The following is a 19,542-nucleotide window of genomic DNA, read 5'->3' on the forward strand; positions in this document are numbered from 1 at the left end:
CTATACAGAAGAATTATTTTGGATTCGTATTCTTCTTTAAGGAGGAACAAATGAATCAGGTTGAATTTCCGGTCAAGTATTTTCATGATAATTTGATTTTTAACCAAGATGGTTCTTGCTGGGCGTATTACGAGGCACATGGTATCCCTTATGAATTTAGGGGAGATGACGATAAGAACACGTTATTCATGAGACAACTCGGTTTATTTTGGAATTATGATGAAGAAAAACATCTCTTAATGATTCCTGTTTATCAAAATTTTCAAGAAAAAGCTGATGAATTTAAAGAAACGGTTAGCGGAGAATTAAGGGACCTTGCAATTGATCATACAGATGATGTGGTATATGAGCTAGAACGAAAATTTGGTAAAAACGCTGTAGAGTATAGATACTTTATTGGCATAAAACTAAAAGTCAGGCATATTCAAGAAGGGTTTAAAGAAATGCTGTACAACGCATTTCACACCTTTAAAAACACCGCAGAACAGTTTGGCCTGTTAGGGGATACCAAAATATTAAAAACAGATTTAGAGATGTTTAAAAGGGAAGCAAGTGCCTTTAAAAATAAAATAAGAAAACACTTAAGTGTAAGAAGTCTAGAAACCAATGAGACACAATGGATTATATTGAGAAACTTCTACCGTACACTTGAAGCACCAGTTACTTCTGGGTGGACACCACCAATAATGGATGATGATTCTGCTATATTACCGAATCAAGAAAGTCTACTACGTTTATCTGAAGCAGAACTTGACGTTAAAGGAAGACATATCGAAATGTCTCAAATTGGTACAGATGGTTTAGAATACCCAGCATATATGAGTTTCTTATCTGCTTCAAAGATACCATATACACTAGAGTTTCCAGATCAAGAATGGATGTACATGATTCAAAATATTGACTTTCCAATTGAACTAAGTGTTCGAACGGAGAACATCAATCATCGTAAAGCTTTATCAAAATTAAATAAGAAGAAAAAGGATCTTGAAGACCAAGAACAACATGCAAGGGAAAATGCTCAAATTGCGGGATTAAATGTATATGAAGGTGTTCAAGAGGCTACTGAATTACAAGCACTTATACAAAAAACACGTATGCCTTTAGTGAAAACATCCGTTTCTTTTTGTGTATGCGCTGAAGATTTAGATACAATGCTTCGAAATACCAATTCACTTATTTCAATCTATAGGGAAATGATGATTGAACTTGTTAGACCATATGGGGATCAGTTTTTGTTATTTAATGAACATATTCCTGGTTCAAAAAGATTGGTAAATGACTATATACACTTTATGGAACCAGGAGTATTAGCAGCAGGAATGTTTGGGGCAACTCAAGATTTAGGTGATAGCGTTGGTTTCTATATTGGAACAACGGGTATTTTGAATAAGGCGGTATATATGACACCTTCTCTAGCAGCAACAAATAGTGTAGCCAATCAAAAAACAAGTGCACTTTCAGTTGCTGTTACTGGAAGTACCGGCTCAGGTAAATCGTTTGGTACTAACTTAATCGTTTACCTTGCTGTACTTGGAGGGGCTCAAACACTTATCGTTGACCCTAAGGGTGAACGTGGTAACTGGACAGAAGATCTACATGGATTAGAAGGTAAGGTTAATGTCATTACATTAGGAACAGATATACGAGATGAAGGAAAGCTGGATCCATTCATTATTCATAAACATAGCCGGAAAGATGCAATAGAACTAGCAATGACGATTCTTACATTCCTTACGGGGATTAAACCTGATAACTCAGAAAAATTCCCTCGTTTAGCATCAGCGGTAGAGTTTGTAGCTGGAATGGAAGAACCTTGTTTAACAGCTGTATCTCAATATTTAGAAGAAAGTGATGATAAAGTCGATAATCAGTTAGCAGCTCATATTCAAGCGTTTGAAAACCTGTCATTTGCACATCTAATATTCGGTGATGGAACAAATAGAGATATTGAACTAGATACTGCAGTTAACATTATTCAAATTCAACATCTGGATATGCCGGATATCGGTAAAGACCCAAAAGATTACACATTACAAGAAAACTTATCAGTTAGTATGCTGATGTCTCTATCTTCTTTTGCAAGAAAATTCTTTCAAAAGGACCCAACGAAATTCAAAATTGTATTACTTGATGAAGCGTGGGCAATCATGGGAACTTCCCAAGGTCGTGAGTTGGCTCGTAAGCTAGTTCGTGAAGGACGTGCCTTAAACTCAGCGGTTTACTTTGCTACACAAAGTGCGAGTGACTTAGGTGATGAAACATTTAAAAATAATATTGGTATGAAGTTTTCTTTCCGAAATACAGACAGTAAGGAAATTTCATCTATATTGGATTTCTTTGGATTACCAGACAATGAAGAGAATCATGCAATTATCGCAAATCTTGAGACAGGGCAATGTTTATTCCAAGACATTCAAGGTAGAACTGGTGTTGTAACTATGGATGTTGTATTCAAAGATCTATACGATGCATTTGATACAAGGCCGAATGCTAGAAAGAATTATAGAAGCTTGAAAAAGGATGAAAAGCAGGAAGGTGATGCGACCTTTGTCGAAGAAGGGGGAGAAAAAATAAATGCGGGAGTGAGTTTATATGCTGAAGTTTAATATTAAAAAATTATTACTTACTAGTCTATGTGCTGGCGCTCTTATGTTGAGTGCAGCATGTGGAAAGAGTGTGGAAACTATGGGGGAGCAAAAAGATAATAATGGTCATACACCAAGAGAAGTGATGATCGACTTTGTAAAAGCAGACTTACAACATGATTATAAAACAATACGTAAGCTTGTAGTTGATGGTGATAAAGATACTATCCTAGATCGAAATCAAGGTCCACAAAATAATTTATCTTACAAAGATTATAAAGTAAAAGAGTATGTAGTTGATAAAGATACAATTATGTATAACTTTATCTCAAAAAAACCCCCTAAAAACCTAGATAAAGCAGAAAAGTGGATAAGAGTAGTTCGAACAGACGATGGTTTTAAAGTGCGTAGTTATGCTGCTCCTTATAGAAATGAAATTGATGAAGTAGCAAATACTAAACCTACAAGTGAGTTTAGTTCAAAGGATTAGCGTTTTTCATAAAAAAAAGGGAGTAACATGAAATGAAAAAGTTTATTACCCTGTTGTTATTAGCTTACACATGTATATTGGCTTTTAATTTACTTTTTAAAGCTGCTCCTGTTTATGCAGAAGAAGAACCCAGACCGTCGCTTTTAGATGATATTATCCCTAAGAATAAAGAAAAACTAAAGTATGAAGAGTATCCCCCTAGTAGTTATGGTATTGATATTTATGTTCCAGAAGGAGGATTTGGTGAATCTCTGAAGTTCTGGAAATGGGGAGATAAAGTAAAAGAACAAATGGTCGCAGTTCTATTTAGCCTTATAAGTATTGGGTGGACCATTAATTTAGGAATTAGTACTTTCGTAACAAGTATGGTCGGTCAATCTATGAGTCTAAATATAGTTGAAGACGTAGGAGATAAATTAGGAGATGTAATTTCTACAGCTGCAGGTTTTAATGGCTCTTGGGGAACTGGAATATATAGTGAGCTAATTGGTCTTTTATTAGCCCTACTAGTATGTTGGATGATATGGGTAGGATATGTTCAACGACGTCAGTCAGATATGTTAGGTGGATTTATAAAGGCTCTAGGTATTTTAGTTTTTACATTAGGTTTTTTCGCAAATTCCAGTTTTATCATTAAAGGATTGAACGCATTTTCTGAACAAACAAATAAAACAGTTTTAAATGCAACGCAAAGTATTGCAGGAACAAAAGAAGGCCATTCAAGCGGTGTTGATGCGATTACCGATTTAACCCATTCTTTATTAATCAAGCAACCTTATACTCTATTACAATTTGGAACAACAGATATGAAGAAAATCGGTGACGAAAGAATAAAGAAAATGTTAACAACAACTAATACTGATGATAGACAAAAACTTTTAAAAGATGAAGTTGAAGTAAAGAAAAACAACACTTTAACCTTAGACGCTACTTTTGAACGTGGTGCATTAGTATTATTACTATTTTTAATTAATGCACCATTATGGGTTGTCTTACTCTTATGTAGTATGGCAATGCTTTTCTACCAGTTAATGTTCATCATTGTTGCTTTAATGTCTCCTGTAATGTTATTAATGGCATTAGTACCAGCTTGGGTTGGAACAGCTAAGAAGTTCTTGGCTGAATTGTTTAGAACACTGCTTATGAAAGTTGCGATTGGTTTTCTATTAACTCTAATGTTTTGGGTTTCTTCAATCCTTTATAGCGCAACTGATAAATATGGATATCTAGTAGTTGCTGCATTACAAATTCTTTCATTTTTAGGTGTTTGGTTATATCGGAAAACAATCTTTGATGCAATTACAACTACACCAGCTAATGCAGGAGTAGCTCGTGCATCAGAAGCAATGACTAATATAAGAGATAAATATCATGATGTAAAACGCGGTTCTAGAAAGATTGGAAGAACTGCAGCGGTTGTAGCCGCTGGTACAGCTGCTGTAAGTAAAGCAGGACTTGGCAAATATAAACAGTTAAAAGAAAACCATGCTGATAGGAAGGAAAAAGCAGCGGAAGGTAAGCGTAGAGAAAAAGAGCAATTGCAAGCTGAAAAAGAACAGAATATTAAACAGTTAAGAAAAGATGATAACTTAGCTGTTCGTGACAAGAAAAATGATAAAGAACAAGAACAAATTAAGGATGAAGTTGCTGCTTCTAAAGAAGATCAAGATCTAGCTGTTAGAGGTAAATACCATGACATAGACAAACAACAAGATGAGGTTAAGCGTAAAGAGGAAGACGTAAAAGCAGAAGTGAAACCATTAAATGGTAAGGGAATTGAAACACCACAGTCAGAAATACCAACAATTCCGCCGAAGCCATTGGAAGGTAAGGGAATTACGACACCACAATCAGAGACACCAACAATTCCGCCGAAGCCATTGGAAGATAAGGGAATTACGACACCACAGTCAGAAATACCAACAATTCCGCCGAAGCCATTGGAAGGTAAGGGAATTACGGCACCACAGTCAGGGACACCACAATCAGAGACACCAACAAGCCCACCGAAACCATTGGAAGGTAAGGGAATTGAAACACCACAGTCAGGGACGCCAACAAGTCCACCGAAACCAATGGAAAGTAAGGGAATTGAAACACCACAATCAGGGACGCCAACAAGTCCACCAAAACCATTGGAAGGTAAGGGAATTGAAACACCACAGTCAGGGACGCCAACAAGTCCACCGAAACCAATGGAAAGTAAGGGAATTGAAACACCACAGTCAGGGGCGCCAACAAGTCCACCGAAACCATTGGAAGGTAGGGGAATTACAACACCACAATCAGAGACACCAACAAGTTCGTCAAAACCAATAGAAAGTAAGCCAGTAGCCACACCACAGCCCAGTACACAAGTAAGTTCACCGAAACCAATGGAAAGTAAACCGATTACAACGCCACAGTCAGAAACGTCAATAATTCAACCAAAGCAAGTAGATGTTAAACCAGTTACAGCAGCACAACCAGGTACATCAGTAAGTGAACCAAAACAAGTGGAAGTAAAACCAATTTCTCAGCCGCAAAGTATCAATACACCAAAAACAGAACCACATAAAGAAGGTAATGGAATAAAGAAAGTTTTAACTGATGCAAAAGCACAACATGATGCTTTAAAAAATGCTAAATCAAAAGGGACAATACAACCCAAATAATTCAGCTACTAAAGGAGGGTTTATAAATTGAGTGCGGAACCAAATCGCGACTTTGATAATGAACATCATCCTGAAGCTGAACTGGAGAATGCTAAGCCTGCCTTGAAAAAGGCAGGCAATTCTTTGGGGAAAGCAGCTGGCAAAGGCACTAAAGTAGCAGGAAAAGCGGTCGCAAAAGTTGGCAAACAAGTTGCAGTTAAAGTAGCGCAGAAGGCAGCAACTGCTGCAATAGCAAAACCAGTACTCATTGCTGTAGGTATATTCTCAACTGCAGTACTAGGTTTAGTTCTCATTGTATTCTTATTAACATCATCTGGAGAAGATGAACTAAAAGGGGGGCCATTTGCACCAGGTACTGCAAATGTAAGCCCTGAAGTTATGAGATGGGAACCCTTAGTACGTAAATATGCTGCCATGCATGGAATAGAGGCAATGACCCCGTTAATCCTTGCATTAATACAACAAGAAAGTGGTGGAACCCAGTTAGATGTAATGCAAAGTTCAGAGTCACAAGGATGGCCTCCAGGATTTATTACAGATCCTGAGGAGAGTATAAAGTATGGGATGATGCATTTTGCAGATTGTTATCAAAAGTCAAATGGTGATCAAAATATTACCCTGCAAAGTTATAACTGTGCGACACGTTCTTAACTGAAAAGGTTAAGCGCTGATATAAAATCAGAAGAACTACTATTTCGAGAAGTCAAATGACAGGGTAACGCCTGGAAGGGCTTCCTCTGATACTCCGACATGCATGATGCAGTGGATAAGAACTGTAAGTGTATGAAGCTCGGTGAAGTCGGCTGAGAGTTACCGTAAGGTATCTAAATACCACGAAAGTTGTCCAGAGGTGGATGATGTAGCCTATAGGCCGGGAGTCTATAAAACACTCATGGGTAGAATGGATTCACAAAACCAACGGGTAGGCAGAATCTGACGAATCTCCGAATGTACGGGTCTAGAACGCTTAACACATAGAAATGTGTGTGCCACGAGCGTGGCGTTGATGTGGGCGAGTAAGAATAGTTGTTATGAAAGTCCATATGTCGTTACAGGCGGCATCCAGTCAACAGGCTTAAAGGAGAGCCCTAAAAGTGTCATGAACAGATAGAAATAGTGGAACGTGGAAAGCCACCAACATGGAGGACTTATCTTCGAAGAAATGTTTAAAGGGAAAATGCCTGTGAAATTAACACGCATATAACCTTTATTTATGGTGGTGAGAGTGATGGCATAGTACCTATGAAATCATGGAAACATGATGGAGGGATAGCCATTAGTCTGATAAAAGATTGACCAACCATTTTATAATGCAACACAGTCAGGTTATAAGGTTCTTGTGAGACTAAAAAAGGTAAACTCTGAAAGGAGCACCGACTTATAAAGAAAACTGTGAAGCTTAGACATGCTGAATACTATGATATGCAGTCCATTTTGGACGGTTTGTATCAGCAAAGTCAGAATGGAGATAACTTTTATAAATTAATAAAACTTATGACGATGGATGAAAATATTAGATTGGCGTATCGAAACATTAAAAGGAATATGGGGAGCATGACCGCAGGTGTAGATAGCATGACCATTAATGATATAAAATCACTTTCCACAGATGAAATGATAGATAAGATTAAATCGATGTTTTCTTGGTATCAACCGCAAGCTGTTAGACGAGTTTTTATACCTAAACCTAATGGGAAAAAGAGACCCCTTGGAATACCAACGATATGGGATAGATTGTTTCAACAATGCATATTACAAATACTCGAACCTATATGCGAAGCGAAATTTCATGCGCATAGTTATGGTTTTCGTCCTAATCGAAGCACACATCATGCATTAGCACGAATGAAATCATTGGTAAACAGTCAAGGTAAGGGATTTCATTACTGCGTGGATATAGACATTAAAGGTTTCTTTGACAATGTAAATCATGGAAAACTCATAAAACAGCTATGGAGCATAGGGATACGGGATAAGAAGCTACTTTCTATCATTTCGAGTCTGTTAAAAGCGGAAATCATTAATGAAGGTTTTCCTAAAAAGGGAACTCCGCAAGGAGGTATCTTAAGTCCTCTTCTCTCCAATATAGTTTTAAATGAATTAGATTGGTGGATTAGTGACCAATGGGAAACTATAGAAACCAGACATCCATATGGAGCGAGGAATGACAAATATAAAGCACTAAAGAAAAGTAACCTAAAAGAATGCTTTTTAGTTAGATATGCTGATGACTTCAAAATATTATGTCGCAACTATCCAACAGCACTCAAAATGTTTGAGGCAACAAAAGATTTCCTCAAAACACGTCTACAGCTTGAAATTAGCAATGAGAAATCTCAAATTGTTAATTTACAAAAGAAGTCCAGTGACTTTTTGGGCTTTACTATTAAGGCACGCAAAAAGAGGAATCGTCATGTTGCTCATAGCAGAATGTGCAAAAAGGCTAGAGAGAATGCTTATCTCAAATTGAAGGAAGCCATCAAAAAGATAAGTAAAAAGCAAACACCAGAGGCGGTATGGCATTACAACACTGTTGTAATGGGCATACAAAATTATTATGCCGCTGCAACCCATATTAACTATGATTTAGATCACATGAGTTGCCATCTCATAAGAACACTTTATAACCGATTGAGGCGAGATTGGAAAAGAGCCACTAAGCATGATATGTCACCTACTCTGAGAAAAAGGTATCGGAACTATAATCCTAAGCTTTATAAAGTCCAGGATATTGTACTAATTCCGATTCATGCCCAAAAGCATAAATCGGCAAGAAACTTTACCCAATCCATTTCAAACTACACGGAAGAAGGTAGAGAGAAAATTCACGATACCTTGAAAGCTATAGATAGAGAAATACTCAGGCATGTACAACGATTCTATATGAATCATCGGACTGTAGAATACAATGACAACCGTATTTCGAAATTTGTAGCACAGTATGGAAGATGTGCAATTACTAAACAAGAATTAGGTCTAATTGGTTGGCACTGTCACCACAAAATTCCGTTGGAATTCGGCGGAAAAGACGATTATGAAAACTTGGTAATTGTACTCGAGGATATACATGTGGCAATTCATCATGACAACGCGGATAAGGTAAAATCCATCTTAGCCAACTATGAAATAGAAGAAGAAAAGAAGAAAAGAAGAAAATGTTCGATAAGCTAAGGGTACTTGCGAACCGAACTCCTGTCTTTTCTTTAATATAAAAGTTAGGTCAATTGAATCAGATGGAACGCTGTATGAGGGGAAACTCTCACGTACGGTGTGAAGTGGGGGAAAAGGTAGAGATAACTTCAAAACCTTACCTATCACTATATGGAACTGGTTACGCATCATATGCCCTTCAAAATGGAGGATATACACATGAGAATGCACGAGCATTCTCAGCAGATCAAAGTAGGAAAAACGGTTATAAATGTGGCTCTTGGCGAAGTCCTGAAGCAGTAGCGAATAATTGGTGTTACGGGGATCCGGACTATGTTCCGCACGTAATGAGGTATTATAATCCAGGTGCTGGAGGAATAGCAGGAGGTAGTGCATTAGGTGATGATGTATTTCAAGTTATTATGACTGAAGCATTGAAATATCAAGGATGGCCGTATGTATTTGGTGGGCGTAATCCGAATACATCTTTTGATTGTAGTGGGATTGTTGAGTATACGTATTCTAAGGCTGGAATTAATTTATTTGGTACAGCTCAGACGCAATGGGATAAAACTCAACGTGTAAGTGATCCCAAACCTGGGGACCTAGTGTTTTTTCATAGCACATATAATTCAGGTAGTTATATTACTCATGTTGGCATATATGTGGGAAACAATAGAATGTATCATGCAGGAGATCCAATTGGATATGCAGATTTAAACAAAGACTATTTTCAACAACATTTTGCAGGATATGGACGTGTCGTACGATAAGTGTAGGGTTACAATCGGATTGGCATATATTTAGTCCATCAAAATTGAACTTTTTAATGATAATCCATTAAGGAGGGCGGATGTCAACAACCCGCCACTTAACACCCTTACGGGTCGTTTGAAGTGGGGGCTTGCGTCTGTCAGAGTTCGACAGTGCTTCTATCCTCATAGAGAGCAACTACGCTTATTCCTACTCAGTAGTGCGAACGAGCAACGCTCTCCTACCTTGGTGTGGTGGAACATAAGGACGGTTGACTTCGCCCTTACTACAAGAGCTATACTCCTGTAGTAACTACACCAATATGTTCAATCCCTTTACGGTGTAGATTCATAGCACCAATACGGTCATCATTTGACTTGTATTGACAGTTTTTACAACAGAATGTGTGTAATTTCTTATTACGGTTTTCTTTCTTGATATGCCCACATTTCGGGCAGGTTTGAGAAGTATACTTTGGGTCTACGACAATTACCTTATGTCCGTTCATTTCTGCTTTATATTCCAGCATCTGACGGAACTGGTAAAAAGCCCAAGAGACGGAAACATAGCGGTCTTTCACTCGTACTTTTTCAATTGCGGAACGAACACCTGTTAAGTCCTCTAAAACAAACATAGTACCTCTAGGGTATTTATCAACGAGTGCCTTTGTAATTTGATGGTTTACATCAGTTACATAACGGTTTTCTCTTGAACCAATTTGTTTTAGTTTTTTACGAGCAGACGGTGTTTGTCGCATTTGCAATTGTTTACGAGTGGCTTTAAACTTACCACGCTTATGCTTAACAACATTTCCGTTGTAGAAAATAGTTTTACCCTGACTATCATAAGTGGTAGCAAGAAAATTGATTCCTAAGTCAATACCGACAATATTGTTTACATCTGCGTAATCTAATTCAGCAAATTCTTTTGTCATTGGAATGTGTAAGAACCATTTTTTATGTTTATGCACAAGTTTAGCAGTTCCAAACTTCCAAGTATTATTAAAGTATTTTTTCATAGCCTTGCGTTCATAATTCAATTTAAGACGACCATCAAGTGTATTTACACTAAATTGGCTCTGAGTTAATGAGTAGTCACGATTCCAAACAAGGTCATATTCTGGAAGTTTAAATTCAATTAAAGACCATTCATGTCCATTTGATTTAGCTGACTTGTATCGAGCAATCACTGTTTTCATAACAGATTGAGCCATTTGACTTTTTAGTCCAAACTGATTTCGTAAGTTAGAATAATACAAGTTATTCAAGTTTACTTGATTTAGATTTTTTGTTTCAAAGATATGCTTTGATAGCCAATTACAAGCTTTACGATAAGCGTTAGTTGTTATCTTTAGGCTTTCAGCTTGATTTCCAGAAACATAGATTTGTATTTTCGCAGTAATTGTAGACATTATTCTCACCGCCTTTCACTAAATATATTATAACGAAATTTTAGTGAAATTAAATAACCTAAATAGGAGGAAGGAGGAGGCAAGATGGAAGTTTCAGATACTTAATATGGTACAAAATCTTACGATTTTTAACGTACCATACCGTATCTGACGGCAATTCCTCCCCCACTTATCGTTGGGATACGCCCTGCACACGATTGAAGTAGGGGTATCCTTGCCGATTTTAGATGAAAAAATTTTCTATTGTATTATTAATTTTACTAATTTGTAGTATAGGATTATCTTTAAAACTCAATTCAGATAATAAAAAACTAGAGGTTGAAAACAATAAGTTAACTAAAAAAGTAGAAAAAGTAGAAAAAGTAGAATATCAGTATAATGATACAAAAAAGGAATTACAAGCTTTAAAAAGTAATAATCAACAGCAAGTTAAAGAAGCAGCAGAACGGTTTCTAAAAGCCTTTCGTACCTATGATTCAGGTAAAGGAGAATCATATATTTCTAATGTTGAAGCTTATATAACACCAAATGCCAAAAAGGAACTAACACCGCCAGGTGAACCTAATAAATCAGTGGCGAATCAAGTTGATGAAAAAGATAAGAAAAAGGTAGCTTTTAAATCCGAGTACGTAGACGGAGAATTGTATTATGCTTTTATTGATACAACAAAGGCAAATGTTCTTGCTAAGGTAAAAAGTAAAATGATTATTAATGGTGTTTCATCAGATAATATGTCATTAATGCAAATCAATTTGATTTATGATGGGAATAAGAACTTATGGCTTATTGATAAAGTAATTCCTTTAGCAGATTTACGTGATCGGATGCCTTAGTTTGAACTACCCGCCACTTAACGTTCTTGTGGACTATTTGAAGTGGGGGATTCCTACGGTTAGAAGTCTTACGGCTTCATTTTTAAGGTTTTGTACTGCGTTAATATCTCTGTCATGATGCGTGCCACAAGAAGGGTAATCCCATTCACGAAGATTTAGATTCTTTACGTCTTTGTTTTGGTAACCACAACAAGAACAAAGCTGACTGGAAGCGAATGTTTTAGACACAGCGATGACTTGTTTGCCATACCATTTAGCTTTGTATTCGAGCATGGTTCTAAATTGTGACCAAGATACTTTACTTATTGCTTTCGCTAATTTATGATTTTTTAGCATATTTGACACTTGCAAATCCTCAATACCAATAATATCGTGGTTTTTGACAATTCCGGTAGAGATTTTTTGCAAGTAGCCTGTTCTTGCGTTGGTGATTCGTTCATGAATGCGAGCGACTTTGACACGCTGTTTATTCCAATTTGAAGAGCCTTTTACACGTTTGGAAAGAATACGCTGTGCATCAGCCAACTTCTTTTCCAATATACGAACCCACTTAGGATTTCCAAATACTTCACCAGTTGAAAGGATAGCAAAGTCTTTTAATCCAACATCAACACCAACAGAAGAACCTGTTTTTTCTAATGGTTGCACTTCTGTTTCAACAAGAATTGAAACAAAGTATTTCCCACTTGGATTACGTCTAACGGTAGCGTTTAAAATACGCCCTTCTACTTCTCTTGATTTCGCAAAACGAACAAGGCCTAATTTCGGTAATTCTATTTTATTTCCTGCAATCGCAATATTTCCGTTTGTTTGTTTTATGGTATAGGATTGAACCTTATTCTTTTTAGACTTAAAGCGAGGTGCATCTGTTTGTTTTTTGAAAAAACGAGTGAAGCATCAGCAATGTGATGTGTAGTGATTACAAAGAAAAGAAGTGCGCTTCGCGCTTCCTTTTGAGGCCTCGCCAACAAAACGCGGATTTTAAACGCCAAGGATATGCAGGATTTCATGCAGACTACGAGAACGATTAGAACTGCCAAATGCTGTTGTGACAGGGCTGTATGAAATCTTACATACAGTGGAGGGAACAGAAGGCTGGCAAACTCTTGGTATGAATGGATTTCTGGAATTTGATTACTGCTGATAATGATACGTTATGTTAACCGAGCATGTATACAATATACATTCAATATTTATAACACCCCTCCTCTTCCAAATGGTACCATTAAGGAAGAGGAGGGGTGTTATGAGGAAAAAGAATTTTGGAAACTTATTTGTATGTTTAGTGATTATTTTGGGATTCTCGGCTTGTCAAAACTACAACGGTGAATATGTACAATGGGGCGACACTGCGGAAAGCGTTGACATAGATAAGCTGGAAAGAAACGATATACCATATAAAATCAAGGACAATAAAGTCTATATTCCTGAAGATGCGTTTGATAAGGCGACATATTGTTGTACATAAGAAATGCTGTGAGTTTCTTCTTTTTGAGGAGGGGTTTGCTGTAATTTAAAAATATACTGACATATTGGAGTGCTACATATGCAGAAATATATAACAACATCTATTACATCTGTCCTACTCATTATGCAAATGGGTATTCTCTATTTCTGGATTGTTGATTGGCAAAAGATCGTGACACAAACAGGATTAGTCATTTGGGGTAGTTCTATCCTTGTGGGAATATGGTTATATTTGATACACCGTAAATCCAATGAAAAAGTTCTAAGCATAAACAGAAAAGTAATCTTTGTTTCCACATCCATGACTGTTCTTTTAGCTATTTTGTCATTACTAATAGAATCAATTGTAAGGTCTATGCCGTAACAACAATAGAAATCAAAGAACTTCTAATAACGAATTTTACGTCAACTAGCTTCTTTTGTAGAGGCTAGTTTTTTTGCTTAGCGTGGTTTTTTTCCGAAATGCTGGCGGTACCCCATGCCCATCAAGCTAACACTGCATTAGGGAAATTTCAGAAGAATTTTCTTATTTTTTATAGAGGGCCAGTTAAAATTAAAATGTAGATTAAGAGTGAAGTAAAAGAAAGGAAGATATAAATGGAACAATTGAAATTTATGTTTTTAGTTTTAGGGACAATGCTATTTATTTTATCTGGATGTAATGTTGATACGAGTGATAGTGAAATGCAATTTAAAAAATCAGTATGGGATCAATTAACTGAATCTCAAAAAAATGAAGTAATAGGAGGATGGAGAAAAGCAGAGGTACACAAGGTAGTTTTAACTGAAAAAAAGATGTTAGGTATAAAAGATAAGTCATATTTAAATAAAGAAGTTTACTTAATTAATTTCAAATCAAAAAAGAGTCACATTTTAGGAGATTTAGGTGTATATGTAGAGATGGAAACTGAAAAAATTATTGGCGGTCCTTTGAGAGATTGATATTAAAATAAAGGCATTTAAAATTTTAGACATACGCTTTTTAAAAACGCTTGGATATTCAGTGAAACTTATAGTGGGTCCCGCCACGTGCCCAACCAGCTAAAGTTTTAAAATATCCCCAAAACAATAAAAACGGCAAAATGCACAAAATTTTCATTATAGGAGTATTATGTGATCTTAAGTTGATGGGCATGGGGTACCGCCACATCGCCATCAAGCTAATATTTTGAAGTACCCCCAAAACAAAAATTCCATCTTATTTTTTGTTTTATAGATTATTAATTTCTTTTAACACATGAAGATTTCGTTCATGTTCATTTTAAAAAACGTTTTAGACTAAATAACATTGATCTAATGAATATTATCACCCGATTGTACCATCCAAAACCATAAATTACACCAAATCGATATGTGAACCTGACGGAATCATGAATTTCGTCAGGTTCTTTCTGCATTCTGGCTCTTGTTAAATCAAAGTAATCTAAGTGAACATAAAGGTATTTTATATTTTTGTATAAGTTTACTTTACTTTTATAAAAGTTGGATTTATAATTTGGTTCAAGAGGTGGTAGTCATGAAGAAAAATTTTGGTGATTCGATATCAAATAAGGTTTATGAATATCGTGTACTTGCCAGAATGTCTCAGCAAGAATTAGCAGAGAAAGTCGGGGTTTCCAAACAAACCATCTTCGTAATGGAAAAAGGAAATTATGTTCCGACTCTGATGTTAGCTTTTCGAATTGCCGAATTTTTTAGTGTTGATGTAAACGATATTTTTACTTATGTGAAAGGAAATGATCAAAATGATAACTAAGCCTATCTCAGATATCCATAACGCAATTTTTTCTCCTTTAAAGTCCTGGGCTGAACAATCTACGGGAAATTGGAATATTCTCATTGGAGTTGGTTTTTTACTGCTCATGGGTAGTGCGATTTTTGGTTATGTATTTTATAAGAAGATTGGGCCAGACGACGAACGGACAAATAAAATCTTTTTGAAAAGCAGTTCCTATATGCTGTTGGCAATTATTCTATGTGACATGATTTTTCCTAAAGACGATATGTGGACCATCTTTTTCTTGTTCAAATATACGCTGGCATTTTTAGCTGGTGGGATTTACCTAGCCGTCCAATATAAAAAGGATTTTTCATAAGGAAAGGTCGGGGAGCGAGACTCAACCAAGGATGGAGGATTAGACAATGTTGATAAATATGCTAACTAAGCGATATGGAAGTTCAATAGTTTTAAACGATCTCTCTTTAGATTTCAACCAAGGAGAAATCGTTGGTCTAATTGGAAGAAACGGCGCTGGAAAAAGTACCCTGATGAAGGTTATAGCGCAAACTATTCAAACCTATGATGGATCAGTTACAGACAATCATCAGGTTGGATACTTGATAGAGGAACCAAAACTATTCAGTAATAAGACGGGACTATTCCACTTAACTTATTTTTCAGGAATTTACGGAAACACTTTCAAACTAAATGAATACGAGGGGCTCTTACGGAACCTGCATTTATTCGATGTGTTGTATAAAAAGGTGAAGGAATATTCTTTAGGAATGCGGCAGAAGTTAGGAATCGTCATTAGCCTACTAAATAATCCAAGCTACATTGTATTAGATGAACCTACTAACGGCATGGATGTGGAAACGTCTTTTGAGGTTTTGCAGGAATTGAGAAGAATGGCTGATGAACGAAATGTCGGTATTTTGATTTCTAGCCATAAGCTAGAGGATATTGAAGCTATTTGCAATCGAGTTTTATTCTTAGAAGATGGCACAATTGCTGGTGAACAGCACTTTTTAAAAAATGAGCAACGAACTCTCACGCTAGTCTTTGATAATTCGGTTGATTTAGCTACATTCGCTTCGAAACAACACTTTGGGAGCGTAATCCACTCGGGTGACAAAGATATTCAGATTGAAACAGCTGTGGAAAACGCTGAGATTTTCGAAATGGTAAATCGACTAGGCGTCCGACTAATTGATTTTACTGCGGAGAAGAAAACCCTGCGTAGTGTCTATATGAACAAATTCAGAGGTGATTATCATGACACTGAGTATTAACAAATATGTGGTTTACAACCTGAAAGAACTGCTTAAAAATGGTTATCTAATTGTTGGTTTGTTGGGTGCTTGTGTACCCGCAGTCGTTATGACTTACTTTATCCTTAACAAGATCACGCCCTTTAACATCAAACATGTTTCAAATTTTTATTGTATGCTGGGTATGCTCGCGGCAGTTTTAATGCCGCTTTACTTTATCAATAGAGACTACTCGACTAAAACGATTTCTCTGATTAATAACTCAGTGCAGAATAGAAGAAACTATGTTTTCGCTAATGGTATCATCGCTCTTTCGGTAAGTTTACTTTATACGGTGCTAGGTATTGTACTACTTCTAGTTACGAAAACACTTGGTGTTTCTGGTGACTTAAAGCTCTCTTTCTTGGCTGGATTCTCTGTGAATGTCTTTCTCTTGGTAATGACATATTTCTTATTTGGGTATCTTCTATTCTTATATGGCGTTCGTAGTGGTGCGGTTTATGGAATCTTAACAGCCATACTGTTGTTTTTCCCAAACACCTTGGCTAATATCCAAGGAATGAGCCATAACGAGTTTCTTTCAGAGTTGATTGAGAATTTTCCCGGGTATTTCTATCCAATCATGGTCGGATCAAATCCGCTCTCTCCTCTACAATATTCTATTGGCTGCCTTACACTAATCGTTTTGTTTCTGGTTGTCCTTAAAAAAAGTGAAAAAATCGAAGTATAAGAATCGTTTACTTGGGGTACCGCCACACATCCATCAACTTAAGGATTTGGTTCTCCCCAAAACGAAAAAACGAGTTGCATTCTCATAAATAACTGCAAAATAATATAAACTTCGTTTTGGGGACACTTCAAAATATTAGCTTGATGGGCATGGGGCAACCTGTTTTGTTAGCTTGATGGCGATGGGGCGGGACCCCTTAATGTTCGTTAGGTACGTTTTACGTGTATTCACTTGATTGAATATCAACTGAAGTTTACTATGGGATAAACTTGGTGGAAAAATCATTCTAACACTAAAAAACACGTTAGAAACCTGATGCTAACGTGTTTTTTCTCTAGTTAAATGCGATTATGGTCAGGCTTCCAATCCTTGATAGCTTTCTTAATGTCATCCGGCTTTAGCCCTTCGGCAGAGGCTTTTTTACACAAATCTGCAAACTCATTGTCGCTAGCGAATCGTAACGCGACAATTTGACCCATACTGAGGGCGGGATCGAGCAACTTTCCGGTTAGTACATAATAACGAAGGCCTTCCTCTGCTCGAATTGCCCGGTCTTGCGCCTTTAGTGCATAGATTCTTACAAGCGCTGCAACGATAACGATAATAATCATAATTAATACAAGAATAACAGCTTGAAGAATATTAGTTCCCGCATTAATAGCGCGGACCATATTTGTAATTGCACCTACCAACGTTCCTAAAACTAAAAGTGTCAATACATAATGATACACAGGATGCATACGAGTATGGTTCTTATAATTTTGAGATTGCATGTATTTCCCTCCTATTCTCTATCTATCTTATTTACTCCCATTTAAATATATAACACGCAACGACAAACGCACAAATGAGGCATCTACAACATTAGTAGGAACACATACTACCAATTCTCCTCTGATTGTTTATAAAAAAACTTCCGATAACAAAAATTATGGTGCGACAAGATGTCGCTTTCATATAGTGTGGCTTACGCCACTGGTTTAGACGCAAAGACTATCCCTATCCGAAACTGCGTATCTGGTAACGGATACGTGGGTTGCATGAGGAAATGCGGAAACAGAGGGTTTGCGTACAACCCGGAACACCGCTAAGGGAAGATGAGTATGGTGAACGAAAGTAAAGGTTTGTAAGCTTCGTAAATGTTAGCTCGAGATAGTACGTAGCTCCACTCGGGTATTGGCAAGAGGAAAAGTAGATTCATAATGCTGCTGCGCTGCGTCCCGCATCTTGTCCGGAGTAAAGAACCCACCTAACCTCGTCGTATCTATAGGATGCGAAACTTGGTAAGCCCTATGTCATCTGTGTAAACAGTAGGGAGATCGTAAGGTCAAACGATGTGGCAGAGGGTAAAGGATACGAGAGAAAGCGAATGCCATCATCTCGAAAGGGAACAGGAAAGCATAAGACTGTATAACTGGATAGATACTGTCGTCCCAACGGACAAACCCATGACAGACCCGAAAGGGAGCCCACTTCTCGTTGGTCTCTCGCAGGAACATAAGATTGTGGTTATTTTCTGACGAAAGAAGCGTACTGTTATGTATACCTCCAAACGGATCGTCGGCGTACGCTTAACTTATCCATCAGGATTGTGAAGAAGATACGACAACAAGTGGAACTGCAATGGGAGGCTTGAGCCGGATGAATTGAAAGGTTCCAGTCCGGTTCTTAGGGGAGTTAGGGGCAGTGATGCCCCTCGCTTACCCGACTGAACTAAAAGTCCCTTCAGAAGAAGATCTGAAGGGACTTTTTCTAGGTTTCTAGATAGATTGACTGCTGATAATAGTACGTTATGTTAACCTCATATGAATATGATATACAACTAATCTTTCTCACTTCAAATAATCACCATATGGTAAAATTTTTAAAAAAGGAGGTAAATATTTTGAAAAAATTCATTGTTATTTGTTTAATTTCTGTGTTCATGTTAACTTTTGTTGGGTGTTCAAGCCAATTTGATAAAAAAACAGGGGCTAGTACAGCATCTACAACCACTCCAACAAAAGTTGTGAAGTTTGAGAACAAGGACATAACATTTATTGAATTAAAAGACGCAAAGACGAACAATATTAAAAAAATAGATAGTGAGGCTACCATGCAAACCTTTGTTGATGGTCTCCAAAATGCAAGAAAAAGAGAAAATGTGCCCGTAGATAAACAAGCTCGAGATAATATGAATGCTATAATGACAATAAAATATAGGGATGGGGATAAAAAAGAATTTTTTGTGTGGTTAGAAGGAAACAATAGACAAGTTATGTTTATAGAGAATACCAATGAACAGTATGGTACAGCTTATGAAGTAAACGATACATATGCCCGAAATATCATCAGTTTGTTTAAATAATAAATAGTCAACTTCTAATAACGATCATTATGTGACATAAGGTCCCTTCAGATTACTTAAACTGGAGGGCTTTTAATAGTTTCCTAAATACATTGACTCCCGATAATGTTACGTTATGTTAACCGGATATG

Annotated in this window: 15 protein-coding genes and 3 pseudogenes; 15 read left to right on the top strand and 3 right to left on the bottom strand. The window is 36.9% G+C overall.

Features of this window, described 5'->3' with window-relative positions; all coding sequences use genetic code 11:
* The first annotated feature begins 50 nt into the window (after positions 1-50).
* The 6 genes and pseudogenes from AB1284_RS25470 to AB1284_RS25495 form a co-directional block, all read left to right on the top strand.
* The gene (locus AB1284_RS25470; RefSeq protein ID WP_429761977.1) at positions 51-2,606 is read left to right on the top strand and encodes an ATP-binding protein; all 2,556 of its coding nucleotides are present in this window, start codon (positions 51-53) and stop codon (positions 2,604-2,606) included.
* On the top strand, positions 2,593-3,075 hold the full coding sequence (locus AB1284_RS25475; protein ID WP_429761978.1) for a hypothetical protein: 483 nt from the start codon (positions 2,593-2,595) through the stop codon (positions 3,073-3,075). Before AB1284_RS25470 ends, AB1284_RS25475 begins: the two co-directional genes overlap by 14 nt.
* Positions 3,076-3,107: 32 nt before the next feature.
* Complete coding sequence (locus tag AB1284_RS25480; protein ID WP_429761979.1) at positions 3,108-5,729, top strand: CD3337/EF1877 family mobilome membrane protein; 2,622 nt, start codon at positions 3,108-3,110, stop codon at positions 5,727-5,729.
* 27 nt (positions 5,730-5,756) lie between these two features.
* A pseudogene (locus AB1284_RS25485) lies at positions 5,757-6,371 on the top strand (lysozyme family protein); the annotation flags it as partial.
* A 780-nt stretch (positions 6,372-7,151) separates the two neighbouring features.
* Positions 7,152-8,900 (top strand): group II intron reverse transcriptase/maturase, encoded by a 1,749-nt coding sequence (ltrA, locus tag AB1284_RS25490; protein ID WP_429762111.1) that lies wholly within the window; start codon positions 7,152-7,154, stop codon positions 8,898-8,900.
* A 149-nt stretch (positions 8,901-9,049) separates the two neighbouring features.
* A pseudogene (locus AB1284_RS25495) lies at positions 9,050-9,652 on the top strand (NlpC/P60 family protein); the annotation flags it as partial.
* A 275-nt stretch (positions 9,653-9,927) separates the two neighbouring features.
* Here the strand turns inward: AB1284_RS25495 and AB1284_RS25500 are convergent.
* Complete coding sequence (locus AB1284_RS25500; RefSeq protein WP_429761980.1) at positions 9,928-11,043, bottom strand: RNA-guided endonuclease InsQ/TnpB family protein; 1,116 nt, start codon at positions 11,041-11,043, stop codon at positions 9,928-9,930.
* 227 nt (positions 11,044-11,270) lie between these two features.
* Between AB1284_RS25500 and AB1284_RS25505 the strand changes: the two genes are divergently transcribed.
* Positions 11,271-11,876, top strand: a complete 606-nt coding sequence (locus AB1284_RS25505) for a hypothetical protein (RefSeq protein ID WP_429761981.1) — start codon at positions 11,271-11,273, stop codon at positions 11,874-11,876.
* 33 nt (positions 11,877-11,909) lie between these two features.
* Here AB1284_RS25505 and tnpB read toward each other — a convergent pair.
* Positions 11,910-12,770 (bottom strand): annotated as a pseudogene (gene tnpB, locus AB1284_RS25510) (IS200/IS605 family element RNA-guided endonuclease TnpB); the annotation flags it as partial.
* A 352-nt stretch (positions 12,771-13,122) separates the two neighbouring features.
* Between tnpB and AB1284_RS25515 the strand changes: the two are divergent.
* The 7 genes from AB1284_RS25515 to AB1284_RS25545 all read left to right on the top strand — a co-directional run bounded on the left by AB1284_RS25515 (position 13,123) and on the right by AB1284_RS25545 (position 17,064).
* Complete coding sequence (locus tag AB1284_RS25515) at positions 13,123-13,344, top strand: hypothetical protein (protein ID WP_429761982.1); 222 nt, start codon at positions 13,123-13,125, stop codon at positions 13,342-13,344.
* 78 nt (positions 13,345-13,422) lie between these two features.
* Positions 13,423-13,707 carry a hypothetical protein gene (locus AB1284_RS25520; RefSeq protein WP_429761983.1) on the top strand — a complete coding sequence of 95 codons (285 nt, stop codon included), beginning with the start codon at positions 13,423-13,425 and terminating at the stop codon, positions 13,705-13,707.
* A 233-nt stretch (positions 13,708-13,940) separates the two neighbouring features.
* Positions 13,941-14,285 (top strand): hypothetical protein, encoded by a 345-nt coding sequence (locus AB1284_RS25525; protein ID WP_429761984.1) that lies wholly within the window; start codon positions 13,941-13,943, stop codon positions 14,283-14,285.
* Between the two features lie 574 nt (positions 14,286-14,859).
* A complete protein-coding gene (locus AB1284_RS25530; protein ID WP_429761985.1) occupies positions 14,860-15,099 on the top strand; it encodes a helix-turn-helix transcriptional regulator in 240 nt (79 codons plus the stop codon).
* Positions 15,089-15,439 (top strand): DUF2178 domain-containing protein, encoded by a 351-nt coding sequence (locus tag AB1284_RS25535; protein WP_429761986.1) that lies wholly within the window; start codon positions 15,089-15,091, stop codon positions 15,437-15,439. The genes AB1284_RS25530 and AB1284_RS25535 overlap by 11 nt, the downstream gene beginning before the upstream one ends.
* 46 nt (positions 15,440-15,485) lie before the next feature.
* Positions 15,486-16,355 carry an ABC transporter ATP-binding protein gene (locus AB1284_RS25540; protein ID WP_429761987.1) on the top strand — a complete coding sequence of 290 codons (870 nt, stop codon included), beginning with the start codon at positions 15,486-15,488 and terminating at the stop codon, positions 16,353-16,355.
* The gene (locus AB1284_RS25545) at positions 16,339-17,064 is read left to right on the top strand and encodes an ABC transporter permease (protein WP_429761988.1); all 726 of its coding nucleotides are present in this window, start codon (positions 16,339-16,341) and stop codon (positions 17,062-17,064) included. Before AB1284_RS25540 ends, AB1284_RS25545 begins: the two co-directional genes overlap by 17 nt.
* Positions 17,065-17,402: 338 nt before the next feature.
* Here AB1284_RS25545 and AB1284_RS25550 read toward each other — a convergent pair whose 3' ends face one another.
* On the bottom strand, positions 17,403-17,837 hold the full coding sequence (locus AB1284_RS25550) for a DUF6526 family protein (RefSeq protein WP_429761989.1): 435 nt from the start codon (positions 17,835-17,837) through the stop codon (positions 17,403-17,405).
* Between the two features lie 1,112 nt (positions 17,838-18,949).
* On the opposite strand from AB1284_RS25550, the gene AB1284_RS25555 reads away from it, so the two are divergent.
* A complete protein-coding gene (locus AB1284_RS25555; RefSeq protein ID WP_429761990.1) occupies positions 18,950-19,411 on the top strand; it encodes a hypothetical protein in 462 nt (153 codons plus the stop codon).
* Positions 19,412-19,542 lie beyond the last annotated feature (131 nt).

It is taken from the genome of Bacillus sp. S2(2024), from assembly GCF_050474045.1.
GTDB lineage: Bacteria > Bacillota > Bacilli > Bacillales > Bacillaceae_G > Bacillus_A > Bacillus_A yunxiaonensis.

Excerpts from the sequence above, each read along its gene's own strand:
- AB1284_RS25470 (WP_429761977.1), top strand. The coding sequence starts at position 51 with ATGAATCAGGTTGAATTTCCGGTCAAGTATTTTCATGATAATTTGATT.
- AB1284_RS25475 (WP_429761978.1), top strand. The coding sequence starts at position 2,593 with ATGCTGAAGTTTAATATTAAAAAATTATTACTTACTAGTCTATGTGCT.
- AB1284_RS25480 (WP_429761979.1), top strand. The coding sequence starts at position 3,108 with ATGAAAAAGTTTATTACCCTGTTGTTATTAGCTTACACATGTATATTG.
- ltrA (WP_429762111.1), top strand. The coding sequence starts at position 7,152 with ATGCAGTCCATTTTGGACGGTTTGTATCAGCAAAGTCAGAATGGAGAT.
- AB1284_RS25500 (WP_429761980.1), bottom strand. The coding sequence starts at position 11,043 with ATGTCTACAATTACTGCGAAAATACAAATCTATGTTTCTGGAAATCAA.
- AB1284_RS25505 (WP_429761981.1), top strand. The coding sequence starts at position 11,271 with ATGAAAAAATTTTCTATTGTATTATTAATTTTACTAATTTGTAGTATA.
- AB1284_RS25515 (WP_429761982.1), top strand. The coding sequence starts at position 13,123 with ATGAGGAAAAAGAATTTTGGAAACTTATTTGTATGTTTAGTGATTATT.
- AB1284_RS25520 (WP_429761983.1), top strand. The coding sequence starts at position 13,423 with ATGCAGAAATATATAACAACATCTATTACATCTGTCCTACTCATTATG.
- AB1284_RS25525 (WP_429761984.1), top strand. The coding sequence starts at position 13,941 with ATGGAACAATTGAAATTTATGTTTTTAGTTTTAGGGACAATGCTATTT.
- AB1284_RS25530 (WP_429761985.1), top strand. The coding sequence starts at position 14,860 with ATGAAGAAAAATTTTGGTGATTCGATATCAAATAAGGTTTATGAATAT.
- AB1284_RS25535 (WP_429761986.1), top strand. The coding sequence starts at position 15,089 with ATGATAACTAAGCCTATCTCAGATATCCATAACGCAATTTTTTCTCCT.
- AB1284_RS25540 (WP_429761987.1), top strand. The coding sequence starts at position 15,486 with ATGTTGATAAATATGCTAACTAAGCGATATGGAAGTTCAATAGTTTTA.
- AB1284_RS25545 (WP_429761988.1), top strand. The coding sequence starts at position 16,339 with ATGACACTGAGTATTAACAAATATGTGGTTTACAACCTGAAAGAACTG.
- AB1284_RS25550 (WP_429761989.1), bottom strand. The coding sequence starts at position 17,837 with ATGCAATCTCAAAATTATAAGAACCATACTCGTATGCATCCTGTGTAT.